The organism is Sinorhizobium fredii USDA 257 (assembly GCF_000265205.3).
Taxonomy (GTDB): domain Bacteria; phylum Pseudomonadota; class Alphaproteobacteria; order Rhizobiales; family Rhizobiaceae; genus Sinorhizobium; species Sinorhizobium fredii_B.
Map to the genome: position 1 here is coordinate 4,745,459 of NC_018000.1, position 26,152 is coordinate 4,771,610.

At 63.3% G+C, this 26,152-nt stretch carries 22 protein-coding genes, 2 pseudogenes and 1 riboswitch; of the genes and pseudogenes, 13 read left to right on the top strand and 11 right to left on the bottom strand.

Translation table 11 applies throughout. The features are described from left to right. Nucleotides 1-69 precede the first annotated feature (69 nt). The 7 genes from USDA257_RS22215 (at nucleotide 70) to USDA257_RS22245 (ending at nucleotide 7,244) form a co-directional block, all read left to right on the top strand. Nucleotides 70-1,068, top strand: a complete 999-nt coding sequence (locus tag USDA257_RS22215) for an ABC transporter ATP-binding protein (protein ID WP_014765226.1) — start codon at nucleotides 70-72, stop codon at nucleotides 1,066-1,068. Next, nucleotides 1,065-2,015 carry an ABC transporter permease gene (locus USDA257_RS22220; protein WP_014765227.1) on the top strand — a complete coding sequence of 317 codons (951 nt, stop codon included), beginning with the start codon at nucleotides 1,065-1,067 and terminating at the stop codon, nucleotides 2,013-2,015. The genes USDA257_RS22215 and USDA257_RS22220 overlap by 4 nt, the downstream gene beginning before the upstream one ends. Beyond that, nucleotides 2,005-2,820: an ABC transporter permease gene (locus tag USDA257_RS22225; protein WP_014765228.1), complete on the top strand. Its 816-nt coding sequence runs from the start codon at nucleotides 2,005-2,007 to the stop codon at nucleotides 2,818-2,820. Before USDA257_RS22220 ends, USDA257_RS22225 begins: the two co-directional genes overlap by 11 nt. 25 nt (nucleotides 2,821-2,845) lie before the next feature. Next, on the top strand, nucleotides 2,846-4,273 hold the full coding sequence (locus USDA257_RS22230) for a gamma-aminobutyraldehyde dehydrogenase (protein ID WP_014765229.1): 1,428 nt from the start codon (nucleotides 2,846-2,848) through the stop codon (nucleotides 4,271-4,273). Nucleotides 4,274-4,723: 450 nt separating this feature from the next. Next, the gene (gene fhuF / locus USDA257_RS22235) at nucleotides 4,724-5,383 is read left to right on the top strand and encodes a siderophore-iron reductase FhuF (protein WP_080605831.1); all 660 of its coding nucleotides are present in this window, start codon (nucleotides 4,724-4,726) and stop codon (nucleotides 5,381-5,383) included. 49 nt (nucleotides 5,384-5,432) lie between these two features. Next, a complete protein-coding gene (locus USDA257_RS22240; RefSeq protein WP_014765232.1) occupies nucleotides 5,433-6,518 on the top strand; it encodes an ABC transporter substrate-binding protein in 1,086 nt (361 codons plus the stop codon). 207 nt (nucleotides 6,519-6,725) lie between these two features. After that, nucleotides 6,726-7,244: a hypothetical protein gene (locus USDA257_RS22245; RefSeq protein WP_014765233.1), complete on the top strand. Its 519-nt coding sequence runs from the start codon at nucleotides 6,726-6,728 to the stop codon at nucleotides 7,242-7,244. Here the strand turns inward: USDA257_RS22245 and USDA257_RS22250 are convergent, their stop codons facing one another. After that, complete coding sequence (locus USDA257_RS22250) at nucleotides 7,245-7,829, bottom strand: cysteine hydrolase family protein (protein WP_014765234.1); 585 nt, start codon at nucleotides 7,827-7,829, stop codon at nucleotides 7,245-7,247. It abuts the gene before it with no gap. A 114-nt stretch (nucleotides 7,830-7,943) separates the two neighbouring features. On the opposite strand from USDA257_RS22250, the gene USDA257_RS22255 reads away from it, so the two are divergent. Beyond that, on the top strand, nucleotides 7,944-8,387 hold the full coding sequence (locus tag USDA257_RS22255) for an Lrp/AsnC family transcriptional regulator (RefSeq protein ID WP_223843360.1): 444 nt from the start codon (nucleotides 7,944-7,946) through the stop codon (nucleotides 8,385-8,387). 18 nt (nucleotides 8,388-8,405) lie between these two features. Here the strand turns inward: USDA257_RS22255 and USDA257_RS22260 are convergent, their stop codons facing one another. From USDA257_RS22260 to USDA257_RS22270, 3 genes and pseudogenes are all read right to left on the bottom strand, one after another. Further along, nucleotides 8,406-9,944, bottom strand: coding sequence for a trimethylamine methyltransferase family protein (locus USDA257_RS22260; RefSeq protein WP_014765236.1), 1,539 nt, complete (start codon nucleotides 9,942-9,944; stop codon nucleotides 8,406-8,408). A gap of 50 nt (nucleotides 9,945-9,994) precedes the next feature. After that, nucleotides 9,995-12,442, bottom strand: a complete 2,448-nt coding sequence (locus USDA257_RS22265) for a GcvT family protein (RefSeq protein WP_014765237.1) — start codon at nucleotides 12,440-12,442, stop codon at nucleotides 9,995-9,997. Next, nucleotides 12,439-14,885: pseudogene (locus tag USDA257_RS22270) on the bottom strand (GcvT family protein). The gene USDA257_RS22265 and the pseudogene USDA257_RS22270 overlap by 4 nt, the downstream one beginning before the upstream one ends. A 127-nt stretch (nucleotides 14,886-15,012) precedes the next feature. Here USDA257_RS22270 and USDA257_RS22275 point away from each other — a divergent pair. Then, entirely contained in the window at nucleotides 15,013-15,873 is an 861-nt protein-coding gene (locus USDA257_RS22275) for a LysR family transcriptional regulator (RefSeq protein ID WP_014765239.1), read from the top strand. A gap of 6 nt (nucleotides 15,874-15,879) precedes the next feature. Here USDA257_RS22275 and USDA257_RS22280 read toward each other — a convergent pair whose 3' ends face one another. The 3 genes from USDA257_RS22280 to USDA257_RS22290 form a co-directional block, all read right to left on the bottom strand. Continuing rightward, a complete protein-coding gene (locus tag USDA257_RS22280) occupies nucleotides 15,880-17,571 on the bottom strand; it encodes an alpha/beta hydrolase (protein WP_041415515.1) in 1,692 nt (563 codons plus the stop codon). Between the two features lie 186 nt (nucleotides 17,572-17,757). Then, entirely contained in the window at nucleotides 17,758-18,261 is a 504-nt protein-coding gene (locus USDA257_RS22285) for a methyltransferase family protein (protein ID WP_014765241.1), read from the bottom strand. A 72-nt stretch (nucleotides 18,262-18,333) separates the two neighbouring features. Beyond that, nucleotides 18,334-18,792, bottom strand: a complete 459-nt coding sequence (locus USDA257_RS22290; protein WP_041414532.1) for an Lrp/AsnC family transcriptional regulator — start codon at nucleotides 18,790-18,792, stop codon at nucleotides 18,334-18,336. A 120-nt stretch (nucleotides 18,793-18,912) separates the two neighbouring features. Here USDA257_RS22290 and USDA257_RS22295 point away from each other — a divergent pair, with 120 nt between their 5' ends. Continuing rightward, nucleotides 18,913-20,196, top strand: a complete 1,284-nt coding sequence (locus USDA257_RS22295; protein ID WP_014765243.1) for a cystathionine gamma-synthase family protein — start codon at nucleotides 18,913-18,915, stop codon at nucleotides 20,194-20,196. Nucleotides 20,197-20,223: 27 nt separating this feature from the next. Here the strand turns inward: USDA257_RS22295 and USDA257_RS22300 are convergent. Further along, nucleotides 20,224-20,573 (bottom strand): annotated as a pseudogene (locus USDA257_RS22300) (VOC family protein). Nucleotides 20,574-20,618: 45 nt separating this feature from the next. Then, nucleotides 20,619-21,095, bottom strand: a complete 477-nt coding sequence (locus USDA257_RS22305; RefSeq protein WP_041415517.1) for an anthrone oxygenase family protein — start codon at nucleotides 21,093-21,095, stop codon at nucleotides 20,619-20,621. Between the two features lie 211 nt (nucleotides 21,096-21,306). After that, nucleotides 21,307-21,578: riboswitch (cobalamin riboswitch) on the top strand. Nucleotides 21,579-21,618: 40 nt separating this feature from the next. Between USDA257_RS22305 and USDA257_RS22310 the strand changes: the two genes are divergently transcribed. Both USDA257_RS22310 and USDA257_RS22315 read left to right on the top strand, forming a co-directional pair. Then, a complete protein-coding gene (locus USDA257_RS22310; protein ID WP_014329031.1) occupies nucleotides 21,619-21,795 on the top strand; it encodes a CbtB domain-containing protein in 177 nt (58 codons plus the stop codon). 166 nt (nucleotides 21,796-21,961) lie between these two features. Next, nucleotides 21,962-22,750 carry a CbtA family protein gene (locus USDA257_RS22315; protein WP_014765246.1) on the top strand — a complete coding sequence of 263 codons (789 nt, stop codon included), beginning with the start codon at nucleotides 21,962-21,964 and terminating at the stop codon, nucleotides 22,748-22,750. Nucleotides 22,751-22,821: 71 nt separating this feature from the next. Here USDA257_RS22315 and USDA257_RS22320 read toward each other — a convergent pair whose 3' ends face one another. Next, entirely contained in the window at nucleotides 22,822-23,655 is an 834-nt protein-coding gene (locus USDA257_RS22320; protein ID WP_223843361.1) for a ferric iron reductase, read from the bottom strand. An 11-nt stretch (nucleotides 23,656-23,666) separates the two neighbouring features. Next, a complete protein-coding gene (locus USDA257_RS22325) occupies nucleotides 23,667-24,974 on the bottom strand; it encodes a glucoamylase family protein (RefSeq protein ID WP_041415519.1) in 1,308 nt (435 codons plus the stop codon). A gap of 284 nt (nucleotides 24,975-25,258) precedes the next feature. On the opposite strand from USDA257_RS22325, the gene USDA257_RS22330 reads away from it, so the two are divergent. Beyond that, a complete protein-coding gene (locus USDA257_RS22330; protein ID WP_041414533.1) occupies nucleotides 25,259-26,053 on the top strand; it encodes a DUF1194 domain-containing protein in 795 nt (264 codons plus the stop codon). Nucleotides 26,054-26,152 lie beyond the last annotated feature (99 nt).

Here is a 26,152-nt window from a genome sequence, read left to right on the forward strand (position 1 = left end):
CTCTTCTCCCCGCTTGCGGGGAGAAGGTCGCGGCAGCGGGATGAGGCGCAAAATTATCTGGAGTCCGTTATGAATACCGCCGTCCTCTTCGACAATGTCTCCCGCCATTTCGGTGCGGTGCGCGCCGTGGATCGCGTCACCCTGCAGGTCGCCGAGGGCGAGTTCTTCGCGATGCTCGGCCCCTCCGGCTCCGGTAAGACCACCTGTCTGAGGCTGATGGCCGGGTTCGAGCAGCCGACGACCGGGCACATCGAGATCTTCGGCGAGACGGCAGAGGGCGTGCCGCCCTATCGCCGCAGTGTCAACACCGTCTTCCAGGACTATGCCCTCTTCCCGCATCTCTCGATACTTGACAACGTCGCCTATGGGCTGATGGTCAAAGGGATCGGCCGCGAGGAAAGACGGAAGGCCGCGGAAGATGCGCTCGCCATGGTCAAGCTCCCCGGTTACGGCGCGCGCCGGCCGGGCCAGCTTTCCGGCGGCCAGCGCCAGCGCGTCGCGCTCGCCCGCGCGCTCGTCAACAAGCCCAAGGTGCTGCTTCTCGACGAACCGCTCGGCGCGCTCGATCTGAAGCTGCGCGAGCAGATGCAGGAGGAATTGAAGAGCCTGCAGAAATCGCTCGGCATCACCTTCGTCTTCGTCACCCACGACCAGGGCGAGGCGCTGTCGATGGCCGACCGGATCGCCGTCTTCAACGAAGGGCGGATCCAGCAGCTCGGCAGGCCGGAAGACGTCTACAATCAGCCGAAGACCCGTTTCGTCGCCGATTTTGTCGGTTCGTCCAATGTACTCTCGGCCAAGCTCTGCCAGAGCCTCGGGCTGAATGCGTCCTTCGCGAGCCTCAGGCCAGAGGCGGTGGCGATCGCGCCGGCGGCGAACGGGGCGCTCAGCCTCTCCGGCACCGTCGCCGGCCGCAGCTTCCTCGGCGCGACCAACCGCATTGTCGTCGATGTCGACGGCAATCGCATTGCCGTTGCCAGCCCCGCCGCGCAAGCCGTGCCCGCAGTCGGCAGCCCGGTTACCTTGAGCTTCGCCGCCCGCGACCTTCACCCGATGGAGGACGCATGACCGTCGTTGTCGAAAGCCTTGTCCTCCCGGAGCGCCGCAGCACAGCCGGGCGTCTTTCGGATTTCTTCTGGCGGCATCCGCACGTGCTTCTGGCGGTCCTGCTCGGACCGCCCTTGCTGTGGCTCGGCATCGTCTATCTCGGCTCGCTCTTCGCGCTGCTCCTGCAGAGCTTCTTCTCGATCGACGAGTTTTCCGGTCTCATCAATTACGAGTTCACGCTTGCGACCTACCGGCAGCTCCTGAGCGAAGCCAATCTCGATATCATCCTTCGCACCGTCTCGATGGCGGCGCTCGTGACGCTGATCTCGGCGTTCATCGCCTTCCCGATCGCCTATTACGCTGCCCGCTACGCGCGCGGGAAATGGAAGGCGCTCTTCTATCTCGCGGTCATGCTGCCGCTCTGGTCGAGCTATCTCGTCAAGGTCTATGCCTGGAAGCTGATCCTTGCCAAGGAAGGCATCCTCACCTGGTTCTTCGAGAAGCTGAACCTTCTCTGGCTGCTCGATGCCTGGCTGGCGCTTCCAATCGTCGGCGGCAATTCGCTGTCGGTCAGCTATACCGGCACCTTCATCGTCTTCGTCTATGTCTGGATGCCGTTCATGATCCTGCCGATCCAGGCGGCGCTGGAGCGCGTGCCGGCCAACCTCATCGAGGCCTCGTCCGACCTCGGCGGCACGCCGGCGCAGACTTTCCGCCACGTGCTCTTCCCGCTGGCGCTCCCCGGCATCGTCGCCGGCTCGATCTTCACCTTCTCGCTGACGCTCGGCGACTATATCATCCCACAGATCATCGGCTCTTCGCGGCTTTTCATCGGCCAGGCCGTCTACGCGCAGCAAGGCACCGCCGGCAACATTCCGCTCGCCGCCGCCTTCACGGTCGTGCCGATCGTCATCATGGGAGCCTATCTCTGGATGGCCAGACGCATGGGGGCCTTCGATGCGCTCTGAGAAATCGAACCGCGCCCCCCTTGGCCTGAAAATCGCCGCGGCAGCCGGCCTCGCCTTCATGCACCTGCCGATCCTGCTGATCTTTCTCTATGCCTTCACGACAGAGGAAAAGACCTATCAATTCCCGCCGCCCGGACTGACGACGCAATGGTTCGCCGTCGCCTGGAGCCGACCGGATGTGTGGGCGGCACTGACCCTCTCGGTCAAAGTCGCCGCCATCGCTACCGCGGCCGCGCTCGTCCTCGGCACGCTCTGCGCCGCCGCCGTCAGCCAGACACGCTTCTTCGGACGTGAGACGGTGTCGCTGCTCGTCATCCTGCCGATCGCGCTACCCGGCATCATCACCGGCATCGCGCTGCGCTCGGCGTTCTCGATGGCCGATATCCCGTTTTCGTTCTGGACGATCGTGCTCGGCCACGCGACCTTCTGCATCGTCGTCGTCTACAACAATGCGGTTGCCCGCTTCCGGCGGATCTCCGGCTCGCTGATCGAGGCGTCGATGGATCTCGGCGCCGACGGCTTCCAGACCTTCCGTTACGTGATCCTGCCGAATATCGGCACGGCGCTGCTCGCCGGCGGCATGCTCGCCTTCGCGCTTTCCTTCGACGAGGTGATCGTCACGACCTTTACCGCCGGGCAGCAGTCGACCCTGCCGATCTGGATGCTCGAGGAGCTGATCCGCCCGCGCCAACGGCCGGTCACCAACGTCGTCGCGATGATCGTGGTCATCGTCACCTTCCTGCCGATCCTCGGCGCCTACTACCTCACCCGCGACGGCGACCAGATCGCCGGCGCCGGCAAATGACATCGAACATGAAGGGAGAACAGACATGGACACCCAACTCCTGATCGGATCGCGCTTCGAGGCGGGAACCGAGGCCGAAGAGCACATCCTGAACCCGCGTACCGGCGCCAGGATCATCGATCTCGCCGAAGCCTCCCATGCACAGATCGACGCCGCCGTCGACGCGGCAGAGCGCGGTTTCGTCACCTGGTCTGAGACGACGCCCGCCGAACGCTCGAGCCATCTCCTGAAGATCGCCGATGCGATCGAGAAAAACGCCGACGACTTCGCCGCGCTGGAAGCCTTGAACTGCGGTAAGCCGATCAATGCGGTGAAGAACGACGAACTCCCGGCGATCATCGATTGCTGGCGTTTCTTCGCCGGCGCAGTCCGCAACCTGCATGGGCCGGCGGCGGGCGAGTATCTGCCGGGCCACACCTCGATGATCCGCCGCGACCCGATCGGCATCGTCGGCTCGATCGCGCCGTGGAACTATCCGTTGATGATGATGGCCTGGAAGCTGGCACCAGCGATCGCCGGCGGCAACACGGTGGTCTTCAAGCCATCGGAGCAGACGCCGCTCACGGCCCTGAAGCTCGCGCGGCTTTTGGCCGACATTCTCCCAGAAGGAGTCGTCAACGTCATCGCCGGCCGCGGCGAAACGGTCGGCAATGCGCTGATCAACCATCCCAAGGTCTCGATGGTGTCGATCACCGGCGATATCGCCACCGGCAAGAAGGTGCTTACCGCCGCCGCCAAGACGGTCAAGCGCACCCACCTCGAACTCGGCGGCAAGGCGCCGGTCATCGTCTATGACGACGCCGATCTCGAGGCGGTCGTCAACGGCATCCGCACCTTCGGCTATTACAATGCCGGCCAGGACTGCACCGCCGCCTGCCGCATCTATGCGGAGTCCGGCATCTACGAGAAGCTCGTCGCCGACCTCACTGCCGCCGTCTCGACGATCCGCTACAATCTCGACGACGATACCGAGAATGAGATCGGGCCGCTGATCTCCAGGCGCCAGCGCGATCGCGTCGGCAGCTTCGTCGAGCGCGCCGCAGACCAGAAGCATATCGAGATCACCACCGGCGGCCGCACGGGCAGCGCCGAGGGCTTCTTCTTCCAGCCGACGGTCGTCGCCGGCGCGACGCAGGAGGACGAGATCGTCCGCCGCGAGGTTTTTGGGCCGGTCGTTTCGATCACCCGCTTCACCGGCAAGGACGACGTGATCGGCTGGGCGAACGACAGCGACTACGGCCTGGCTTCCTCCGTCTGGACCAAGGACATCAGCAGGGCCATGAAGGCGGCCTCCCGCCTGCAATATGGCTGCACCTGGATCAACACCCATTTCATGCTGACCAATGAAATGCCGCACGGCGGGGTCAAACAATCCGGCTACGGCAAGGACATGTCGGTCTATGCGCTGGAGGATTACACCGCGGTCCGCCACATCATGATCAATCACGGCTGAGGCAGCGTTTTTGCTTGCCCGTTTCCGGTGCCGGCAGCCTGGCAATCGATCGCCCGCCGCCGGCCATTCCCCGGCGGCGGGCACTTTTCATTCACATGAGCCAATACCAGCAGTAGCGCTGTTGCCACGCGCGCAGCGTGTTGTTGCACATTTCCCACGAGTGCCTAAACATGAGCGCCATGATCATAAAATCTTGTTGCGCATGCAATAATCATGAGTGAATAACTCATCTTAAAGCTCATCGTTCAGAAAGCTGCAATCGCAATGCCCAGCCAAACCATCCGCCACTGCTTCGACCGGCGCGACGCTATTCGCCGCAGCATCATCGGTTCACAGCGCTTCAACGGGTGACGCGTGGCGACCGGAAGCCCCATCAGCGTGACGGACGCCGCAGGACCGAGAGGCTTGTCGGCGGCGTTTGCCGGTCCGCATGCCTGGTGCAACGAAAAGATGCTGTTGTCGTCCGATCTTGTCGACAGCATGCCGCTGGCCGAGTTCTTCGCCTCCGGCGCCTTCGACCGGGCGCTTTCGACCTATGCGGCAACATTCGGCGATAGCGATCGCCGGGCGGTCGCTTCCATGTGGTCGCTCTTCTACTTGTCGAGCCTTACCATTCCCTATGTCGTCGCCTGGGCGCTGGAACGCCAGGTGTTGCCCGTTGCTTTCGACGAGATGACGGTGGCGCTTTCGGCCGACGGCTTGCCTCGTGCCCTCGGAGTCCCGGCGCCCGGCGAATGGAGCGACGGGGATGGGCAGGAGATTTTCTCCGCCCTTCGCCCCCTGATGGACGAACACCTCGCCAAGATCATTGGCCATCTCAAGGCGGTAGGCGGCATTGCGCCGAAACTCGCCTGGAACAATGCCGCCGTCTATATCGACTACGCGCTCAGGACAGCCGGAACGGAGCCCCTGAACGATGAGGCCGATGCAATGACCAGTTTGCGTCTGATGCCGAACGGGATGCCCAACCCCTTCTTCGACTGCCTGCGCCACGAGGAAGAGGACGGCGCGCGCGTCTGCCGGCGCAAGATCTGCTGCCTGCGATACCTCCTTCCCGGCATCCCGAGCTGCGGCAGCCTCTGCGCACTTCCGAGCCAAAGGAACCAATAGCGTGTCCCTCGTTCGTCAGACCTCCTCGGCCGTCGTTGGAGCCGCCGTATTGCTGTCGATCACTCTGTTGGCGTTTGCAGCCCGGGCGGAAACGCAGTGGCCGATGACGATCACCGACTCGGCAGGACGCCAGGTCACGATCGCGTCGCGTCCCCAGGCGGTTCTGCTTGGCACCGGTTTCAATCTCGTCGCGCTGTCGCTCGTCCTTCCGGATCCGGTGAGCGTGCTTGCCGGCTGGTCCGGCGACATGAAGGGCGACAATCCGGAGATTTACGAAAGCTTCCGACGCAAATTCCCGAGACTTGCCGAGGTGCCGTTGATCGACGACGGCAGCGGACCGGGCCTTTCCTTCGAGACGATCCTGACGCTCAAGGCCGATCTCGCGCTCCTCGCCAATTGGCAAGCGGATACGGAGGCCGGCCAGCGCGCTATCGACTATCTCTCGGGGATCGGCGTCCCGGTGGTCGTCGTGAACTTCAACGACGACGTCCTGAAGCGCACGCCCGACACCATGCGCCTGCTCGGCAAGATATTCGAGCGCGAGGAGAAGGCGGAGGAATTCGCTCGCTTCTATGAGGAACGCCTTGCCCGTATCCGCGACCGGGTTGCCAAGCATCCAGGTCCCGGGCCAACTGTGCTGATGGAGGCCTTCCCCGGTGCGGAACGCTGCTGTTGGGCCTTTGGCATCGGCGGTCTCGGTGAATTCATCAGCCTGACCGGCAGCCGCAACATCGCTGAAGGCAAGCTGCCCCGGCCGGGCGGCATGATGAACGCGGAAGCCGTCATGGCCGCGGACCCCGATGTCTATATCGCCACCTCGTCGCCGGGCGGCAAGTATAGCGGGGTTTCCATCGGCCCCGGCGTCAGTGCCGAAGAGGCCGAGCAGACATTGGCCAAGGCAGTCTACGCGCCCGTAATGGCGAGCATCGCAGCGGTGCGCAACGGTCGCGTCCACGGTCTTTGGAACTTCTTCAACGCCATCCCGTTGAACATCGTCGCGGCGGAAGCCTTCGCCGCCTGGCTGCGGCCGGACCTCTTTCCCGATGTCGATCCGGCCAGGACCCTGGCCGAAATCAACGAACGCTTCGCAGCCGTTCCCTTCGAGGGCGCCTATTGGATTAGCCTGAGGAAATGAACTTCGCCGAAGGCGAGTGAGAGCCCTGTCGCATTGATTTCCGCATACTGCGGCGGCAATTGCCAGCTTTGCGCGAACCCATATAGGATTCCGCCACTGCATGAACTCAGATCGGTATCGATTTAGGGGAAAAATCATGCAGTAATTCAAAGCGCTACAGCGACCTTGCGCGTCCTGTCGGAGGCGCGGCGCTGTAGGAGGATCTTTATGCTGTGGGTGATTGCGCTACTGCTTGGCTTAACGATCGTATATCTCGCGGCCCGCTATGGTCGCTTTCGCAGCTGGGTGGAGCCGGCCCTTTCCATTGCGGTCGCCGTGGGCCTCGCCGCCGCCTTTCTGATCTGGCTGAGCGAAAGCACCCCCGAGCCGCCTGAACCCGCACCCTCCCCGATGCCGGCCGGGCTCGCCGCTTCCGACATCGAGCTCGAGAATCTGACCTTCGAACGCAACCAGTCGGAACGCAGCTATCGCCTCCGTGGAACCGCCAGAAACACTTCCGCACTCACGCTCGAATATATCCGGCTGACCGTCACGCTTGAGGATTGCCCGGAAGCCGGTTGCAAGCCGATCGGCGACGACACGGCGCTCGTGCTCGTACGCATCCCGGGTGGTGAGACACGTCCCTTCGAGACATTTCTCACTTTCCCGTTCCGTCCGGACGAAGCGCCGAGGGCGCCCAAATGGAGCTACCGGATCGTGGAGGCGAAGGGCGCAACGGCCCGATGATTACGCCGCCTTCGCCCTGCCGAGCGCTGTCAGCAATTCCTCTGTGGTCACCACCTCGGCAAAATCGGCTCTGAGCGTCGCTACATGCGCGCGGTGGATGTCCCGCGCTCCGATCACGCTGCCCGCGCCATCCGCCAAATCGAAGCAATCGCAGGCATCCTCCACAAGGAGGGCGCGATAGCCCAGATTGGCGGCGACCCGCACCGACGTCGAGACACACATATCTGTCGAGATGCCGAACATCACAACAGTGTCGGTTGCGAGGCGGCGGAGCCTGAGGTCGAGATCCGTGCCTATGAAGGCGGCGTTCACGCTCTTGGTGACGAGAGGCTCCTGTCCCACGGGACCAAAGCCGGGACGAAAGGCGTTGCCCGGATGCCCCTGTTGCAATGTCGAGCCCTCCTTGACGCTATCGTGCCGCACATGAATGATCGGCCGCCTCGCCTCGCGCCAGGCGTCGAGCAGTGCCAGACCATTTTCATCGACGCGTTCGTTCCAGCGGGGCGGCCACGGCGCAGCATCAAAGGCGCGCTGCATGTCGATAGGGATCAGGACGGTATTTTCGGGCAGTTTCAAGCTGTTCATGACGTGGGCTCCTTCGTTGTGCGAAGAACCTAACTTCCCTATCGTCCGGTTTCATTGAGCATGATGCCGTGTTGGCCGGACATTCGTCCGGCGAACGCGGCCGAGGACGACGAATTGACCGAACTCGACGAGAAAGACCGCCTGCTGCTTGCGGCATTGCGCAGGGACTCGCGCCAGAGCCTGGTGGCGCTTGCCCGCCATGCCGGGCTGTCGCGCAGCGCGACGCATGAACGGCTGCGGCGGCTCGAAACCAAGGGCACGATCGCCGGCTATACGATCCGGCTGGGGGCCGAGGAGAAGGCCCCGGTCGTGCGCGCCCTCGTCGCCGTCGCCTTCCAACCAGGCAAGAATTGCGACCATGTCGTGCCGCACCTTTCCGGCATGCCGAACGTCGTCAGTTGCTGGTCGGTCGCCGGGGCGACGGACTTGATGCTGCTCGTCGAATGCGACTCGAATGGCGATCTGGACACGATCCGGCGGCAGATCGCCACCATTCCGGGTGTCGCTACCGTCCATACACAGGTGACGCTTAGAACGCACTTCGACCGGCGCGGCTGACCAGGCAGCTCTGTCGGGTCAGCAATAGATCTTGAACCTTTCCCGGATGGCCCGGTCGATTTCCGGCGCAATGACCGACGGCGCGACCTCGGCGAGAATGCGGTTCTTCCTCTCGATCGCGCGCGCCACCAAATCCGGTCGGCCGATCTCCACCCATTCCTTCGGGCTCGTGCGGTCGGCTACCGCCGGATAGATGTACTCGGTCTGCATCAGCCCAAGCGTCTGCGGGTGACCGAGATAGTGGCCCGGACCGTCGAGGCAGACGGAGCGCATGGTTTCGAGCGAGACCGAATCCTCGGTCACGTCGATGCCGCGGATGCAGCGCTGTACCTGGCCGAGCAGGTCGTCGCCGAGCACCAGCGATTCCAGGCAGAAGCCGAGGAGCGAGGCGTGCATGCCGACCGCCTCATAGACCATGTTGAGACCCGAGAGCCCTGCCATGACGTTGGAGATCGCCTGTTCCCAACCCGCCTGCATGTCGGGAAGCTTCGCATCGGCGATGCCGGCAGCCGCACCGCCTGGCAGGCGGTAGAACTGGTGCATCTGCGCGCAACCGGCCGTCAGCAGCGCCTGCTCGCCGGAACCGCCGGACATCGCCCCGGTCCTCAGATCCGAAACGAAGGGCCAGGTGCCGAAGATGGCCGGATGGCCGGGCGACATAGCGTTGACATAGACCACCCCAGCCAGGCATTCGGCCACCGCCTGCACAATCGCCGTTGCAAGCGGCGCCGGCGCGGTCGCCCCCGCCTGCCCGGCCGATAGCAGCAGGATCGGCATGCCGCCGCGGATGCACTTCTCCATGGTGATGCAGCTCTCTTCCGCAAACTTCATCGGCGGTACGACGAAGCAGTTGGAATTCGAGACGAAGGGCCGCGCGCGCCACTTGTCCTCGCCGCCGGCGATCATGTGGATGAGGTCGAAGCAACCCTCCACATGCGACGGATCGGAAAAGCTGGTGCCGACATGCTTCGTCGTACCGGCACAGCAGGCGTAAAGCGTATTGATGTCCATCAGGAAATTGTCGGGAACGTCCCGGCAGACCATCGCGCGCTGGAAGAAATGCACGTTGTCGAGATGGTGGACGAGTTGTGCGGCGTTCAAGAGGTCCTTCGCAGTCGACTCGCGATATTCGCGCTTCTCGACGTCGACCACATGCACAGCGGCGCCGGCCGTGCCGTAATAGACGCGGGTGCCCTCGAGTTCGAGATCCTGTTTCGAATCGCGGGCATAAAGGGTGATGTCGCGCGCGGCGATCGCCAGCATGTCTTCAACCAGCGCCCGCGGGAACCGGATGCGCCCGTCGTCGCCGAGGATGGCGCCGGCGCCGGTCATGATCTCGACGCCGGACTTCGGCGCATTGGCAAGGCCGATCTGCTCCAACGCATCGAGCGCCGCCTCGTGGATGCACCTGACACCGGCATCGGTCAGCGGCCTGTACTGGCCGCCGGACAGGCCCGGTCGGACCGGCCGGATGTTTTCGGCAAGCGGCGCGGAACGAAGCGCCACGCGCGCCGCTCGTCCCCCGGATCGTCTCGAAACCGCAATCTCAGCCATCATTCCATCTCCCAATGGCACTGTCGTTTTTCGCGTCGTTCATCCGAACACGCTTACGCGCGCACCCGCTCCGCCTTCGGGTCGTACATCGGCTTCAGCGAAGCCTCGGCCTTGACCCGCGTTCCGGCGATTTCGATTTCGTAGTTCGATGCCAACACATCCGCGGCTCTGTCGCCGCTACAGGGCACGTAACCGAGTCCGATTGCACCGCCGAGATGGTGGCCGTAATTGCCCGAGGTGATCGTACCGACGATCTCGCCGTCGCGGATGATCGCCTCGTTGTGGAAGAGCAGCGGCTCCGGATCGGCGAGCCGGAACTGCACCAGCCGGCGCGACAGGCCCTTGTCTTGTTTCGCAAGCACCGCCTCACGACCGATGAAGTCGCCCTTGTCGATCTTCACCGCAAAGCCGAGCCCGGCTTCGAGAACATGATCCTCGTCAGTGATGTCGTGACCGAAGTGGCGGAACGCCTTCTCGATGCGGCAACTGTCGAGCGTGTGAAGACCGCAGAGATTGAGCCCGACATCACCTCCCGCCGCCTCCAGCGTTTCGAAGACGTGGGCCGCCTGGTCGGTCGAAACATAAAGCTCCCAGCCAAGCTCGCCGACATAGGTGACGCGATGGGCGCGGGCGAGCCCCATGCCGATTTCGATCTCGCGGGCCGTGCCGAAGGGATGCGCCTCATTGGAGAAATCGTTCGGGCTCACCCTTTGCATCAGTTCGCGCGCCTTTGGCCCCATGGCGCAGAGCACGCTCTCGGCGGCGGTCACGTCGGTGATCACCACGAACTCGTCGCGCAGATGCTTGCGCAACCAGGCAAGATCGCGTTGCAGGGTGGCACCCGGAACGACGAGCAGGAAGGCGGTTTCCGAAAGCCGAGTGACGGTCAAGTCGCTTTCGATGCCACCGCGGGCGTTGAGCATCTGCGTATAGACGATGCGGCCCGGTTCGACATTCATGCAGTTGGCGCAGAGACGCTGCAGGAAGGAAAGCGCGTCGCGACCCTCCACGCGGACCTTGCCGAAGGACGTCATGTCGAAAAGGCCGACACCGTTTCGCACGGCCAAATGCTCGGACTTCTGGTTCTCGAACCAGTTCTGCCGCTTCCAGGAATAGCGGTATTCGCGCTCCTGCCCGTCATTGGCAAACCAGTTGGCGCGCTCCCATCCGGCCACCTCGCCGAAAACCGCGCCGCGCGCCTTCAGATGCTCGTGCAGCGGCGAGCGGCGAACGCCACGCGCCGTCGCCATCTGGCGATAGGGGAAATGGTCCGCGTAGAGCAGCCCGAGCGTCTCGGAGACGCGTTCCTTGAGGTAGGCGCGGTTCTTCTGGAACGGCTGGGCGCGGCGGATATCGACCTCCCAGAGATCGAAGGGCGGTTCGCCGTCGTTCATCCATTGCGCCAGCGCCATCCCCGCGCCGCCGGACGAGACGATGCCGATCGAGTTGTAGCCGGCCGCGACCCAATAGCCTTTGAGCTCGGGCGCCTCGCCGAGATAGTAGCGGTCGTCGGGCGTAAAACTTTCTGGCCCGTTGAAGAAGGTATGGATGCCCGCCGTCTCCAGCATCGGCATGCGGTTGACCGCCATTTCGAGGATCGGCGCGAAATGGTCGAAGTCCTCCGGCAGCTGATCGAAGCAGAAATCCTCGCGGATGCCCTCCATCCCCCAAGGCTTTGCCTTGAGCTCGAAGGCGCCGATCAGCATCTTGCCGGCATCTTCCTTGTAATAGGTACACTCGTCCGGCACGCGCAGCACCGGCAGGCGGCTGAGGCCCGGGATCGCCTCGGTGACGATATAGAAATGCTCGCAGGCATGGAGCGGCACAGTGACGCCGGACTGACGCGCAAGCTCCCTGCCCCACATCCCGGCGCAGTTGACGGCATTCTCCGTCTCGATCGTGAAGCTCTCGCCGTTTTGCTCGCAGGTGACGCCAGTGACGCGGCCGTCCTTCTTCACGACCGACGTGACCTTCACGCCTTCGATGATCGTCGCGCCGTTCTGGCGGGCTCCCTTGGCAAGGGCCATGGCGATATTGGCGGGATCGCACTGTCCATCGAGCGGCAGGTGGACCGCCGCCTTGACGTCGGAAGTGTTGAGATGCGGATACATCGCCTTGACCTCGTCCGGCGTGATCTCGCGCACGTCGACGCTGAAGGCGCGGGCAAGCGAGGCCTGGCGATAGATCTCCTCCTTGCGCTCCTCGGTGAGGGCAACGGTGATCGAGCCGTTCTGCCGCATCCCGGTGGCAATGCCGGTCTCAGCCTCGAGCCTGACATAAAGATCGGCGGAATATTTCGCGAGCCGCGTCATGTTCTGAGAGGCGCGAAGCTGACCGATCAGACCGGCCGCATGCCAGGTCGTGCCTGAGGTCAATTGCTTGCGCTCGAGCAGCACCACGTCGGTCCAGCCGAGCTTCGACAGGTGATAGGCGACCGAGCAGCCGGAAACACCGCCGCCGATGATGACCACGCGCGCCTTTGCGGGAATGGGTTTCGTCATGCTTTCAGTCTTTCGTTCGAGGGATCCCAGAGCGGCTGGTCGGGCTCAACCGTCGCCTTGAAGCGGTCGCCGAAAATCTCGACTTCGATTTCCAGGCCGGGCACGGCGAGATCGGCGCGCAGCATGCCGAGCGCAATCGACTTTCCGACGCGATAGCCCCAGTTTCCGGACGTTGTCTCACCGACGACCTGGCCACCAAACCAGAGCGTCGACATGTAAGGCGCGTCGCAGTCGCCGGCCTCGACGGTCAGCGTGACGAAGCGCTTGATGACGCCCTGCTGCTTCTCGCGCTCCAGCGCCGCCTTGCCCTTGAAGCTCGGCTTCGCCCAATCGACGAAGCGTTCGAGCCCGCCCTGAAGCACCGTATAGTCGGTCGAAAGATCGCCCTTCCAGGCCCGATATCCCTTCTCGATGCGCAGGCTGTCTAGCGCTTCCATGCCGAAGGGTTTGAGGCCGTGTCTCTGGCCGGCGTCCCACACCACATCGAAGATTGCCGCTGTATCGTCCGCCTTCGTATGGATCTCCCATCCGAGTTCGCCGGCGAAAGAAACCCGCACGAGCTGGCAATAGCGCCCGGCGATTTGCGCTGTCTGATGCGTCAGCCAGCCCTTCGAGAGGTCGGCGTCGGAAACTCCAGCGAGGATGTCGCGCGATTTCGGTCCGGTGAGGATCTGGCAGGAGAAATTCGTTGTCACGTCGTCGAGCGTGAAGGCGGCATCGGCTGGTCGGTGCTTCTGAAGCCACTCGAAATCATGCCATTGCGCCGTTGCCGCGGTGATCAGGAAGAAGAAATCCTCCTCGATCGCCATCACCGACATTTCCGTGACGATACGGCCCTTGTCGTCGGCGAAATAGGCAAGCCCGATGCGCCCCGGCTTCGGCGCACGCCCGGTGATGAGACCGGAGAGCCATTCGCGCGCGCCCTCCCCCTTCACGCGGAAGCGCGAGAAGCCCGGCAGGTCGAAGATGCCAGCGGCATCGCGTACCGCCAGACACTCCTCCTCGATGCGCTTAGCCCAGGGGCCTTCCCGTCCCCAGGTCTGGGTCGCCTCTTCGGATGTATCGTCGCCAGGCTTCGCATACCACATGGCGCGCTCCCAGCCGTTATAGGGCTTGAACTGCGCACCAAGGGCGGCAATGCGGCCGTGGATCGGCGAAAGCTTCTTGTTGCGCCCCGCCGGCCAGTAATGCTTCGGAAAATGCATCGCATATTCGTGGCCGTAGATCTCCATGCCCTTGGCGATGCAATAGTCCTGGTCGGTATAGTCGGTGTAGCGGCGCGGATCGCAGGACCACATGTCCCATTCCGTCTGGCCCTCGGTCACCCATTCTGCCAGCACCTTGCCGGCCCCGCCTGCCTGGCAGATGCCGAAGGTGAAGACGCAGGCCTCGAAGGCGTTCGGCACGCCGGGCATCGGCCCGATCAACGGGTTGCCGTCCGGCGCATAGGGAATCGGCCCGTTGATGACGCGCGAAAGGCCCGCCGTACCGAGGATCGGCACCCGCTCGACCGCATCGTTCAGATACCAGTCCAGCCTTTCGAGATCGTCGGGGAAGAGCTGGAAGGAAAAGTCCTCCGGCATCGGGTCGTCCGGCGTCGTCCAATGCGCCCGACAATTGCGCTCGTAGGGCCCGAGATTCATGCCGTATTTCTCCTGCCGGAGATAATAGGAGGAATCGACGTCGCGTAAGAGCGGCAGCTTATGGCCCACCTCCTTCGACCAGGCGGCAAGCTCGGGAATCTCGTCGAAAAGAATATACTGATGGCTCATCACCATCATCGGCACGGCGCGGCCGAACATCTTGCCGACTTCGCGGGCATGGTAGCCGGCGGCATTCACCACATACTCGCAGCGGATTTCGCCCTGCGGCGTTGTAATGACCCACTCGTCGTTCTCGCGCCGGGCGCCCGTTACCGGACAGAAGCGGATGATCTTCGCCCCCATGTCGCGCGCGCCCTTGGCAAGCCCCTGGGTAAGCTGCGCCGGATCGATGTCGCCGTCATAGGGGTCGTAGAGCGCGCCCGTCAGCTCATGCGTTTTGAGGAAGGGATAGCGGCTGCGTATCTCGTCCGGCGTCAGAATGTCGAGGTCCATGCCCTGATAGCGGCCCATGCCGACGACGCGCTTGAACTCCCGCAGGCGCTCCTTGGAATGACCGAGCCGGATCGACCCCGTCACATGGTAGTTCATCGGATAGTCGACCAAGACGCCAAGCTCGCGATAGAGCGATGCCGAATAGCGCTGCATGTTCATGATGGACCAGGACGAGGAGAAGGTCGGCACGTTGCCGGCCGCATGCCAAGTCGAACCGGCGGTGAGCTCGTTCTTCTCGAGAAGCACGCAATCCGTCCAGCCTGCCTTGGCAAGGTGGTAGAGCGAGGAAGCGCCGATCGCTCCCCACCGATGATCACGACGCGCGCGTGAGACGGCAAATTCGACATGGATACTACCCTCTTTTGCCGCGATCTTTGACGAGGAGCCGAAAGCCATCAAGCACACAAAGGAGGCTTTATTGATCGAAGAATTCGATTACGTTCCACCTTGCGGCATGGAGGAGCATCGCAAAAAATGCAGGTAGATCTGATCGAGACCTTTCTGGACCTGATGGAGACGCGGAGTTTCAACCGCACCGCCGAGCGGCTGAACATCACGCAGTCGACGGTCTCCCATCGCATCAAGGCGCTAGAGGCACAGTTCAGCCGCAAGCTCTTCACCCGCAATAAGGGCGGTACGGTCCCCACCGCCTCGGGCCTGCGCTTCCTCGATTACGCAAAAGCGCTGCAAAACCAGTGGCATGAGGCGACACGGGCGGTGGCGAGCGCCGGCGCGCTGGAGCGGTCGATGCGGCTCGGCATCCAGCACGACCTCGCGGAGTCCTATGCCGGACAATGGGTGGCGGCCATCCGGCGCGAATTGCCTGCGACAGAAATCTACATGGAAGCTGATTATTCCAACCAGATGAATCGGGATCTCGCCGCCGGTGAACTCGACCTCGCGATTCTCTACACGCCGCACTACCTGCCCGACCTTCACTATGAAAGGATCGGCGAACTGCATTACGTGCTGGTCAGCACCGAGGCCCGCGACATCGCCGGCGTGAAGCCTGGGAGCTATATCCGCTCCAGCTACTCGCCCGCCTTCGACCGCGCCCATCGGCTGGCGCTGCCGCACCTCTCGGCCGCCTCGCTTGCCGCCGGGCAGAACATGGCGATCACCGGCCTGCTGCGCGCCCTTGGTGGCGCGGCCTATGTGACGAGCGCCACCGCCGAGCGGCTCTCCAATGAGGGCATCGCGGTCATGGTCGCCGATGCGCCGATCATCCCGCAGACCATCTATGCTGCGACGAGCCTTCGCACCCGCCATGCCCACCAGCATCGCAAGATCATTGCCGCCATGGACGGCCTGCTCGCCAATCTGGCGGCGCCGTAATGCAGATCAGAACCTGCCCTTGAACTCGGTCTTCAGCCGGGCGACATCATCGGCCGTAACGCCTTGCGGATCGGTGACCGCCATCCAGGCGTCGATATAGTGTTGCGGCGCATAGACATGGCCGTAGCCGATCGGCGAGGTCGTCGCCAGGGCCATGTCGGCGAGAAGCTGCAGCCCGGTCACGACCGGAAACCAGTTCAATGCCGGAGAAACATCAGGCCCACGCGGCGCCTGCATCCAGTCCGGCTCGCGGTAGAAGGCGCGCGGATCGAAGAAGGTCACCGGATCGCTGGCATATTGCAGATAGACGATCCGCATCGCGCCCCAATGCGCACCGGGAATGTCGAGTGCATTCTTCTGATTGGTGAAGCGGATGACGGAACTGTCCCGGTAGCGCGGCAGCCAGGCGGGCGAACCGGCGACGCGGTCCGCCGTCACCGAACGCCAGAGGCCACTCTGAAAGGGTGGTCCGCTCCAGAGCGCACCCTGGAACGGATCGCTGATGATGTCGAAGAGATCGACCGACCCTTGCGAATTCATCGCCCCTAGGCTCAACCCATGCAGATAGAGCTTCGGGCGCCGGTCCTTCGGCAGCGTCGTCCAATAGCCGTAAACCTCGTCGAAGAGCGCGTTGGCCGCATCGGCGCCGTAGCCCGGTTCGACGAGAAGCGACAGCCAGCTCGTCAGGTAGGAATACTGCACGGCGACGCTCGCAACGTCGCCGTGCAGCAGGTATTCGAGCGGATCGAGCGCCGCCGGATCGATCCAGCCGGTGCCGGTCGGCACGACGACGATCAACGACTTGCGCTCGAAGCCCCCAGCGCGTTTCAATTCCTCGAGCGCCAGCTTCGCCCTTTCCCGTGCCGTCTCGGCAGAGTTGAGGCCGACATAGACGCGCACCGGGTCGGGCGCCGCGCCTGCGAAGAAAGCGCCGATTTCGGCCCCCGTCGGCCCCGAGGCAATGAACTGCCGCCCCTGCCGCCCAAGCTCGTCCCAGCGCACCAGCGACGCATCGCTACCGGTCTTGGCGGGATCGACAGGGGGTGCGACATCGGGATCGATCAGTGCATCGAGTTGCTGGAAAGAACTGTCGGCCGCACGAAGCGCGAACTTGAAGATCACGCCATTCGCCACGGACCAGAAGAGGGCGAGGGCGACGAGCCCGCCAAGGGCATTGGCGATGGGTCGGGTCAGGAAATATTGCAGCCATCGAGAAAGAACGCGGAAGGTCAAGCGGAACAGCCGCGCCAGAAAGACCAGGGCGACGAACACGAGGGCGGCTATGAGGCCGAGCTTCCCGGGCTCGGCGCTCTCGATCGGCGCCAGGCCCATGATGTTGCGGACGGTATTCTGCCATCCCGCCGCCTGCCAGAGAAATACCGCAGCCGCAGCGATGCAGACGATAGCGGCGGCGATCTTCAGCGTGCGCGCCCGCCTGGATGTCGGCTCGGGCAATTCGAAAAAGGACCAGAGCCAACGCAGGAACGCGCCGATCGCGTAGCCGGCGGCGAGCGAAGCGCCGGAAATCACCGCCTGGATCAGATTGGGACGAGGGATGAGGCTCGGGGTCAGCGAGACTGCGAAGAAGATGACGCCGACAAGCAGGCCGCTCGTCGAAAAGGATTGCAGGAGGATTGTTGGATAGGGCCGCAACGGCCGCGTTGGCCTCGACAGGTCCGTCTGTTGAAGGTGTTCCAAAGCGGGCCTCCACTCTGCGGGCGTTGTCACCTTGTCGCCCGAGGCGAGCGACACATTGGCGGCAATGTCGCCTTCCGCTCCGGCACAGTCAACCGGCGCAACCCGAAGGCGCGCGACGACTGTACAGCTGTGTCCATCCATGCAGCGTTCGCAACGGCAAGCGCTAAATTGAGCATTGCTTGCATCTTAGCCTTTCCGCCACGGCGTCAGCCTTGGCAGCCAGCGCGGCACGCTATGCTGATAGGCTGCATACTCCGCTCTGAAGGCGTCGTGCAGTGTCGGCTCCTCGTAGGCGATGACGAAGAGATGGCATACCGCCCAGAACGCCGCTCCGTAGGCAATGAGCCGCCAGTCGCCAAACAGCAGTCCCTGCCCCATGATGATCGCCAGCACCGAAAGGTACATCGGATTGCGCACGTAACGGTAGAACCCCCTGACAACCAGGGTTTGCGTCGGTGCAATCGGCGCCGGCGTGCCGAAGCCTTCCACAGCGAACCGCCTGATCGAGTCGACCAGCCCTGGAAGCCCCGCGACGACCAGGATGACGCCGACCGCCTGCGTCACCCATGTGCCGAGGAAGGGATCGCGGAACTGCCAGCCGGTGATCCACCATGGGACGAGTCCCGCGACCCCACAGGGGACGACGACGAAGAAAACCGCTGAACCGAGAATTGCGACGGGCTTTCGCATGATCAAGCAGTATCCGATTGACGTAAACCCAAATCCGTGCCGATTGTATCGGCGACGCCTAGATTACTAAATTTAGATCCTCCGCTCCTTGATGGTGTTCATCACGAAGCTTGTCTCGATCGAGGCGACACATTTGAGCCGGGCGATCTTCTCCTTGATGAAACGCTCGTAATGCTCGAGGCCGGTGCTCATCACCTTCAGCACATAGTCGCGCGACCCCGTGACGAGGTGGCATTCGAGCACTTCATCCCATCCCCTGATCGCCTCCTCGAACATGACGATCTCGTCCTCGTGCTGGCGGCTGAGGCGGACGGTGGCGATCGCCGTCATCGTCCAACCCTCGATAACCGGGTCGACGAGCGCCGTATAGCCGCGGATGACGCCGGTTTCCTCGAGGCGCCGCAGTCGCCTGAGGCAGGGCGAAGGAGAAAGGCCGACGCGCTCGGCCAGTTCGTTGTTGGTGATCCGCGCGTCGGTAATCAGTTCCCTCAGGATGCGGCGATCCATCTCGTCGGCAATTTTCTGCGTCATATCGCTTAATCCCCGGCAAAAAATTGCGCCCATCAAAACGAAGTGATCGCAAATAGCAAGGATCGGCCCAAGCGTTTGATATAATTTAGCCGATAGTCGAGTCCGCTTGGGAGATAAGCCATGACCGCGCCGCATCCGTCGAAGACCCATATCGGCAACCACAAACTGCATCCCGAAACGCTGATGTTGAATTATGGTTACGATCCCGAGCTTTCGGAAGGCGCCGTCAAGCCGCCGGTGTTCCTGACCTCCACCTTCGTCTTCCATTCCGCCGAGGAGGGCCGTGACTTCTTCGATTTCGTCTCGGGACGGCGCGAACCGCCGGCGGGCGTCGGTGCCGGACTCGTCTATTCCCGCTTCAACCACCCGAACAGCGAAATCGTCGAAGATCGGCTTGCCGTGTACGAGCGGGCCGAGGCCGGCGCGCTGTTTTCCTCCGGCATGTCGGCAATCGCCACCACGCTGCTTGCCTTCGTGCGGCCGGGCGATGCGATCCTGCATTCGCAGCCGCTCTACGGCGGCACCGAGACGCTGCTCGCCAAGACCTTCCTCAATCTCGGCATTCACGCCGTCGGCTTTGCTGATGGCACCGACGAAGCGGCGGTCAGCGCTGCCGCCGAGGAGGCGATGAGCAGGGGACGGGTCGCCGCGGTGCTCATCGAGACGCCGGCCAACCCCACCAACAGCCTTGTCGATGTCGCAATGATCCGCCGCATCGCCGAAAAAATCAGCGAAAGACAGGGGCAGAGGCCGATCGTCGCCTGCGACAACACCCTGCTCGGCCCGGTCTTCCAGCAGCCGATCGAACACGGCGCGGATCTGTCGCTCTATTCGCTCACCAAATATGTCGGCGGGCACTCCGACCTTATCGCCGGCGCCGTCCTTGGCTCCAAGGCGCTCATCAAACAGGTGAAGGCGCTTCGCGGCTCGATCGGCACGCAGCTCGACCCGCATTCCTGCTGGATGCTCGGTCGGTCGCTCGAAACGCTGTCGGTCCGGATGGAGAAGGCGAACGACAACGCCCGGATCGTCGCCGAGTTCCTGCGCGACCACCCGAAGGTCGAAGGGATCCACTACCTGCCCTTCCACGACGAAGCCTCGCCGGTCGGCCGCGTCTTTGCCGCGCAGTGCACCGGCGCCGGCTCGACCTTCTCCTTCGACATCGCCGGCGGCCAAGAGGCAGCCTTCCGTTTCTTGAACGCCCTGCAGATCTTCAAGCTCGCCGTCAGCCTCGGCGGCACGGAATCGCTCGCCAGCCACCCGGCTGCCATGACTCACTCGGGCGTGCCGATCGAGGTGCGGCGCCGGATCGGCGTGCTCGAATCCACCATCCGCCTGTCGATCGGCATCGAACATCCGGACGATCTCGTCGCCGACGTCGCCAACGCACTGACGACCGTCTGATCGGTTGCGCCGGGGGTCGTGCCCCGCTCAATGCGACAGGATGTTGACGATGTTGCCGAACGGATCGCGCAGGAAGAAGCGCCGCACGCCCCAGGGCTCGTCGGTGATATCGTAGACGATCTCTGCGCCGGCAGCCTTCGCACGCCCATAGACTTCGTCCACGTCATCCACTCGATCGAGAGCGCCGGCACTGGCGTTCCCGATCCGCCTTCGGTGGCGAAGCTCACCTGCGGCATGGATGAACTGCCCTTGGCTGCAAAGGTGACGAGCCAGCCGTGATCCATAACGATCTCGAGGTCGAGCAGGTCCGCATAAAAGCGGTGCGCCGATGTGGGATCGGACACCTGAAGATTGGGCACGATGCGTCGGACGGTCATGTTTTCCTCCCGAATTTCATGCGGTCCAGTGTTTGACGCTGCGCTTCAGCTTCGGGCGTAGCCGAGCACAAGGAGCGCCAGCGCCCCGATCGAGGCGATTGTGCGGACGTGGTTCCACCAGACCCAATCCGTTAGATAGCGCTGCTGCCAGATTTCGACCGCAGCCTCACCGCGGGCCGCTGCGAGTGCGTCGTTCAAGGGGACGTTGAAGACGATCGTCACCATCAGCGTGCCGACGATATAGGCAAGCCCCCCCGCTGCCAGCAGATAGCTCCCCTCCCCGCCCCAGACAAAGGCGGCAACGATGAGCGCGAGGCCAAGAAGTGCCGTTCCCATGAAGGCCGCAAGAAACAGCGGATTCTGGATGACCACGTTGATGGCGTTCATCGCAGCGATACCCTCTTCGGGCGGCAGCCGCGAAAGCGCCTGCATGACGCAGACGGAAAAGACGAAGAAGAGCCCAGCCATCAGGCCAGAGCCGACGACGGCAGCGAAGGCCAGTGCGGGAACAAAGGCAATCATCACGCGACACTCCAGACATTGGTTGCGGTTGGTTTCGCGGCCATAGCCGACGATCACCCCGGCTTGAACCTGAGCAAGTCAAGGAAGGAATAACCGACTGACGCATCACAGTCATCAGGGGTTGTCCCGTACCACGTGCCTGCACCGCAAGCTCGCAAAACCCTCTCGTTTTTCCGCCGTGGCTCGATTGACATCGTCGGCGTCCCCACCTAATCATCGATGATCGGTTGGTTCCCGGAATGCGAACGCGTTTCGGGAGTAAACGGGAACGTGACGGGTGGACCCAAGCTGGGCATCTCAATCACGGCCGACCCCGCGACTGTAGAGCAGCGTGAATTTGCTATTCCGGAGCGATCCGGAAGAAGCCACTGGGTAAAACCGCGAGAGGGCGGTTCGAACTGGGAAGGTGAGGCAAATCCCTGGTGCCTAATCTGGGCATCTGACGCTGCGAGCCAGGAAACCTGCCAAGCGATGCGGGCATAGTGCCCAAGGGGAATATCCCATTGCCATCACGGAGGTTGTCATGGCTACGTCTACTGTTTCGAGCATTCCGCTTTCCCTCAGCGACCGACTGACCGCGGGTATCATTGCCCTCATGATCGGTGGCTTCCTGGTCTTCGGTGCCGGCCTGGCGAATTCGGCCGTGCTGCATGACACGGCCCACGACACGCGTCATTCCTACGGCTTCCCCTGCCACTAAGCGAAGCTATGGAACGCTGGCCGCGTTCCAGATCGAACGAAGCAACAACCGACACGCCGGTGCTCGGAGCGTCGTGCCGCTGGCACGCGCCGGCAAGCGCCGGTTTGCGTCCATGGAGCGGGGCCGGCTGCCGCAGGGCGACCGCGCCCGCCGAGGAAAAACGACAATGATCGTCAAGACACTTCTGGCCGCGATTGTGGCCGGGCTGGTTGCCGGCGTCTTCATGACCGGCGCCCAGGAATTGCGCGTCACGCCGCTCATCCTGCATGCGGAAGAATTCGAAGGCGAAGCGCCAGCCGCCCCCGGACAGCCAGCCGGTGAGCAGCCGGCGGCCACGGATCATCAGCAGCATTCGTTGCTGAACGGCGCCCCGTCGTTGGGCGACATGCTTGCCGCGCTTTCCCCGGTCACGCCCGCCTATGCCCATGAGGGCGAAGAACACGAGGAAGGCGGCATCATGTTCGGCATGAGCCGCTTTTCCGGCACGCTTGCCGCCAATCTGGTCACCGGTGCAGGCTTCTCGCTGCTGCTTGCCGGCATCAGCATGGTGGTCGGCTATCCGATCACGCTTGCCAACGGCGCGCTCTGGGGCGCCTTCGGCTGGCTGGCGGTGCACCTGCTGCCCGCAGTCGGCTTGCCACCGGAACTGCCGGGCTTTCCGGCCGCCGAGCTTGGCGACCGCCAGGCATGGTGGGTGGCGACGATACTGCTCTCCGCCGCCGGCCTTTACCTGTTGGCACTCCGGCACGGAATCGTCGCCAAGCTGGGGGGTCTCGTCCTTGTCGCTGCTCCCCACCTCTATGGCGCGCCGCAGCCGCTCGACATCTCCAGCAACGTGCCGGCCGTGCTCGGCGCCGAGTTCGCCGTCGCCGCGCTTGCGACGACGCTCGCCTTCTGGCTCGTGCTTGGCATCGTCTCCGGTTTCATCAACGACCGGTTTCTCCGGGTGAACTAGCCCACATGCGTCCGTTCGCCGCTAGTCTCTTCTCCCCGCATGCGGGGAGAAGGCCAGGGGTGTGGCTCACGTCACACTTCGTTGGCGAGCAAATGGGCCCGTAGCCGATCTCGTCGAAGTTCAGGCTCCAGCAGCACACAGGTGTCGCAGTAGCTGCCGCCACCGGCACGATAGAAGAGGCAGCAGCCGCCGCGTATCCGGTAGGTCCTGGAGCGCACCTCTCCCCCACCACCGCAAGCAACCTCGATCCTTTCGTAATGAAGCTGCCGCGACGCGAGCGGCGAGTGAGCGTGGTTGACGATCGCCAGCGCCTGCTCGATCGCCTTGTCTTCCTCTTGCCGCCGCCGCCCGATCTCCAGGAAAGCACCGGCGAGACTGTCTGCGGCTAGCCGCCATTGCGCGCGGGCCGACAGGCCGCAGCGGCGTTTCAGAAACGCGATCACCGGCTTGATGTGCGCAACGAAGCCATCATGGAGGCGCTGGTCCAACGCCTCCCGCTCCATCTCACTCTCGCTCTGCGGAAGCTCGACGAGGAAATGAAAGCGGCCTGCCGTGAGCGTCCGCCCGTTGAGAGGTCGCGAAAAGGTTTCGAACCGCAGCGCCGCGACGATCGGAACGAGGCCGCTGGCGAGATGGATCGCTCCCGCCGCAAGGCTCAGCTGGTGACTGTAAAAGGCGATCAGGTGCGCCGCCCTGACCTTGTCGTCCATGCCAGACGCAAAGCGATCCTGATAGGTAAGGCAGGTCTCGAGGTTCTCCGCCTCTGACCAAAAACCGCCTGGGGATTGGAAGTTTGCATCGGAGCTCGCAATTGAACAGGCGACTTCCGGAATAGCGGCCGCCAGCCATTCGATCGCTGCCACTGCCGCCCCGCGTGCTGCGCTCCCCTGCTGCCTTTGCCCCATTCTCTCATCCATCAGACCACGCCCGGCGCCAGCCATCCGCCTTCGAAGCCGGCCCTTCTCAGTCCCCGGCTGAAGGCCGGGATGCTGCGTGTGAGTTCCCAGATGAGGCCGCTTCTCCAGTTCTCGATCATCATGACTGCCAACCCCTGGTCAAGTCCGACGATCCTGTCATCGACCCAGCCCTCGCGCGCCCCTCCCGGCAGGCTCGGATTGAAGCCGCCCGGAAGGCGGCCGTCGGAAAGCAACGCCGGATAGTGCGCAAGCATATGGGAAAGCCCCTCCAGGCAGTCGTCCGGCGCGAAAGGCAGGCCGGCAAGCGGCGCCCATGGAACCAGCGTCCCGTCATCGGCGCCAAATGGGGCGCCGCGCGCCGCATAGCCTAGAAGCTTCTGCCGCCGGCCGTCGCGCAGTTGCAGCCAGCCCTTCGGCGCATGGCAGGCACTGAAGCCCCAGAGGTCGCGGCAGTAGCCGGAAAAACCGTGAGGATTTTCTTCCGCATGGGCGCGCTGGAGCGCAATCGCCCGGCATGTATTCGCAAAATAGTCGCTTCCAGCCTCCCGCATCCCCTTATCGCGTATACCGCGGAAGTCGATCCATGCATGGGGAAAGAGGTGGATGAACAGCGCACCCGCATGCAGGTGCGGCGCCCCGTCGATCGTCAGCCACTCGTGCGCCGTCGAGTAGGCGCCGTAGGTCTCCGGGGCAATGGGCCGAGTGGACGAGCCGAGTGCCAGCACGTAGAGAAGCAGCGCCTCGCTATAGCCGTGCCAACGGTGCTTCAGGAAGCGCCCGGGCGGCCTCCAGCCCATTGTCACCGTATCGCCGCGGTTGAGCGCCCAGGCCCAATCCGCCCGCCCATTGAGCCGCGCGGCAAGGCTTCGGATCTCCGCCTCACTCGGATCGGCCCCGGAGAAATAGGCGGCAGCCGTCAGGACGCCAGCCAGGAGAAGCGCCGTGTCGATGGTAGAAAGCTCGCTGTTCCAGCTGCGCTCTCCCGTCCGCATGTCCAGAAAATGATAATAGAAGCCGCGATATCCGGTGGCGTGCCTGTCGCTCGCCTGCCGGCTGCCGTCTAGAAAACGCAACGTCGTGAGCACACGGCGGGCCGCATCTCGCCGCCGCATCCAGCCGCGCTCGACGGCAACCGGATAGCAAGACAGCCCGAACCCGGTTGCCGCTATGCTCGACGGCGACCCCTGCCGCGAGGTGTCGGCGACGAGTCCTGTCCGCGCATCGGAATAATCCAGAAAATAATCGAAGGCAGCGCGTTGCAGCCGGTCGATCAGGACGATGTCTCTGTTCGGCGCGAAGTGAAGCATCACGAGGTTCTGTTTGACGACCATGGCCAGATTGGGTTCGAGCCAGCCAGTGGCCGCGCTGCGAATATGCTGAATTGAACCATCCTTATCCCATGGCGAGCCTGTTTTTAGCCTTTTCTCCCCTCTCAGGCGTCGCGATCAAATAATATTGCGATTGCACCTGTCCGCGACAGTCGCCGATTTTCAATCCTGTGATACATTTCTTTGTGGAGCCCGCGTTTTTTAAGAAGGGCTCGGAAGGGACAGAAGGTCCCGACCGTAGATCATGACGATTGGCGGGTGCGATGTTGAGCATGCTGGCATTGATCATGGCGCTCAGCGGCAGCCCGATACAGACGGCGGCCACGCCTCCAAATGTCGACGTGGAACTGGTTCTCGCCGTCGACATGTCCGGCTCGATGGACATGGAGGAAGCACGGGTGCAGCGTTCCGGCTACGTACAGGCGCTCCGGCACCCGGATTTCATCAACGCCGTCGAGGGTGGATATCTCGGCCGCATTGCCATCGGCTATTTCGAATGGGCCGGCATGGTCAACGAGGCTTCGGTGGTCACCTGGCAGGTGATCGAAGGTGCCGAGGATGCCGAAGCCTTCGCAGCCAAGATCGAGGCTCGGCCGATCGGGACGCGGCGCGGCACTTCGATTTCCAATGCGATTATTTTTGGCACGAGCCTGCTCGAGACGAATGCCTTTTCCGGCGCGCGCCGCGTCATAGACATTTCCGGCGACGGCCCCAACAATACCGGTCCCCCTGTCGCTCCAGCCCGCAACGACGCAGTGGCTCGCGGCATCATCATCAATGGGCTTTCGATCCTGATCCGCCCCTCGGTCTCGACTGGCCCGCTGGATCAGTACTATGCGGAATGTGTGATCGGTGGGCCGGGCTCCTTCGTTCTTCCGGTGCACGAGGCAGAGGATTTCGCAATCGCGATCCGGCAGAAGCTGATCCTCGAGGTGAGCGGGGTGACGCTTCCCCCCACGCTCAGCCTCGCCGCTGGAGAGACGGCAGCAGATTGCATGATCGGCGAAAAGCTTAGGCCGGGCTTTCTCGACCGGGTCTATCCGGAGCTCGACCGTTAGCCCGTCGGACGGCCAAGCCCCGCACGACTGCACGCTTCCTTAATGGATTTAAATCGAGCTCGCGCGTCTGAAAAGACGCCCGGCGCCGTAGACTCCGTG

What these genes read in the sequence shown, in the direction of transcription:
- USDA257_RS22215 (WP_014765226.1), top strand. Translation starts at nt 70, where the DNA reads ATGAATACCGCCGTCCTCTTCGACAATGTCTCCCGCCATTTCGGTGCG.
- USDA257_RS22220 (WP_014765227.1), top strand. Translation starts at nt 1,065, where the DNA reads ATGACCGTCGTTGTCGAAAGCCTTGTCCTCCCGGAGCGCCGCAGCACA.
- USDA257_RS22225 (WP_014765228.1), top strand. Translation starts at nt 2,005, where the DNA reads ATGCGCTCTGAGAAATCGAACCGCGCCCCCCTTGGCCTGAAAATCGCC.
- USDA257_RS22230 (WP_014765229.1), top strand. Translation starts at nt 2,846, where the DNA reads ATGGACACCCAACTCCTGATCGGATCGCGCTTCGAGGCGGGAACCGAG.
- fhuF (WP_080605831.1), top strand. Translation starts at nt 4,724, where the DNA reads ATGCTGTTGTCGTCCGATCTTGTCGACAGCATGCCGCTGGCCGAGTTC.
- USDA257_RS22245 (WP_014765233.1), top strand. Translation starts at nt 6,726, where the DNA reads ATGCTGTGGGTGATTGCGCTACTGCTTGGCTTAACGATCGTATATCTC.
- USDA257_RS22250 (WP_014765234.1), bottom strand. Translation starts at nt 7,829, where the DNA reads ATGAACAGCTTGAAACTGCCCGAAAATACCGTCCTGATCCCTATCGAC.
- USDA257_RS22260 (WP_014765236.1), bottom strand. Translation starts at nt 9,944, where the DNA reads ATGATGGCTGAGATTGCGGTTTCGAGACGATCCGGGGGACGAGCGGCG.
- USDA257_RS22265 (WP_014765237.1), bottom strand. Translation starts at nt 12,442, where the DNA reads ATGACGAAACCCATTCCCGCAAAGGCGCGCGTGGTCATCATCGGCGGC.
- USDA257_RS22275 (WP_014765239.1), top strand. Translation starts at nt 15,013, where the DNA reads ATGCAGGTAGATCTGATCGAGACCTTTCTGGACCTGATGGAGACGCGG.
- USDA257_RS22285 (WP_014765241.1), bottom strand. Translation starts at nt 18,261, where the DNA reads ATGCGAAAGCCCGTCGCAATTCTCGGTTCAGCGGTTTTCTTCGTCGTC.
- USDA257_RS22290 (WP_041414532.1), bottom strand. Translation starts at nt 18,792, where the DNA reads ATGACGCAGAAAATTGCCGACGAGATGGATCGCCGCATCCTGAGGGAA.
- USDA257_RS22295 (WP_014765243.1), top strand. Translation starts at nt 18,913, where the DNA reads ATGACCGCGCCGCATCCGTCGAAGACCCATATCGGCAACCACAAACTG.
- USDA257_RS22305 (WP_041415517.1), bottom strand. Translation starts at nt 21,095, where the DNA reads ATGATTGCCTTTGTTCCCGCACTGGCCTTCGCTGCCGTCGTCGGCTCT.
- USDA257_RS22310 (WP_014329031.1), top strand. Translation starts at nt 21,619, where the DNA reads ATGGCTACGTCTACTGTTTCGAGCATTCCGCTTTCCCTCAGCGACCGA.
- USDA257_RS22315 (WP_014765246.1), top strand. Translation starts at nt 21,962, where the DNA reads ATGATCGTCAAGACACTTCTGGCCGCGATTGTGGCCGGGCTGGTTGCC.
- USDA257_RS22320 (WP_223843361.1), bottom strand. Translation starts at nt 23,655, where the DNA reads ATGGGGCAAAGGCAGCAGGGGAGCGCAGCACGCGGGGCGGCAGTGGCA.
- USDA257_RS22325 (WP_041415519.1), bottom strand. Translation starts at nt 24,974, where the DNA reads ATGCTTCACTTCGCGCCGAACAGAGACATCGTCCTGATCGACCGGCTG.
- USDA257_RS22330 (WP_041414533.1), top strand. Translation starts at nt 25,259, where the DNA reads ATGTTGAGCATGCTGGCATTGATCATGGCGCTCAGCGGCAGCCCGATA.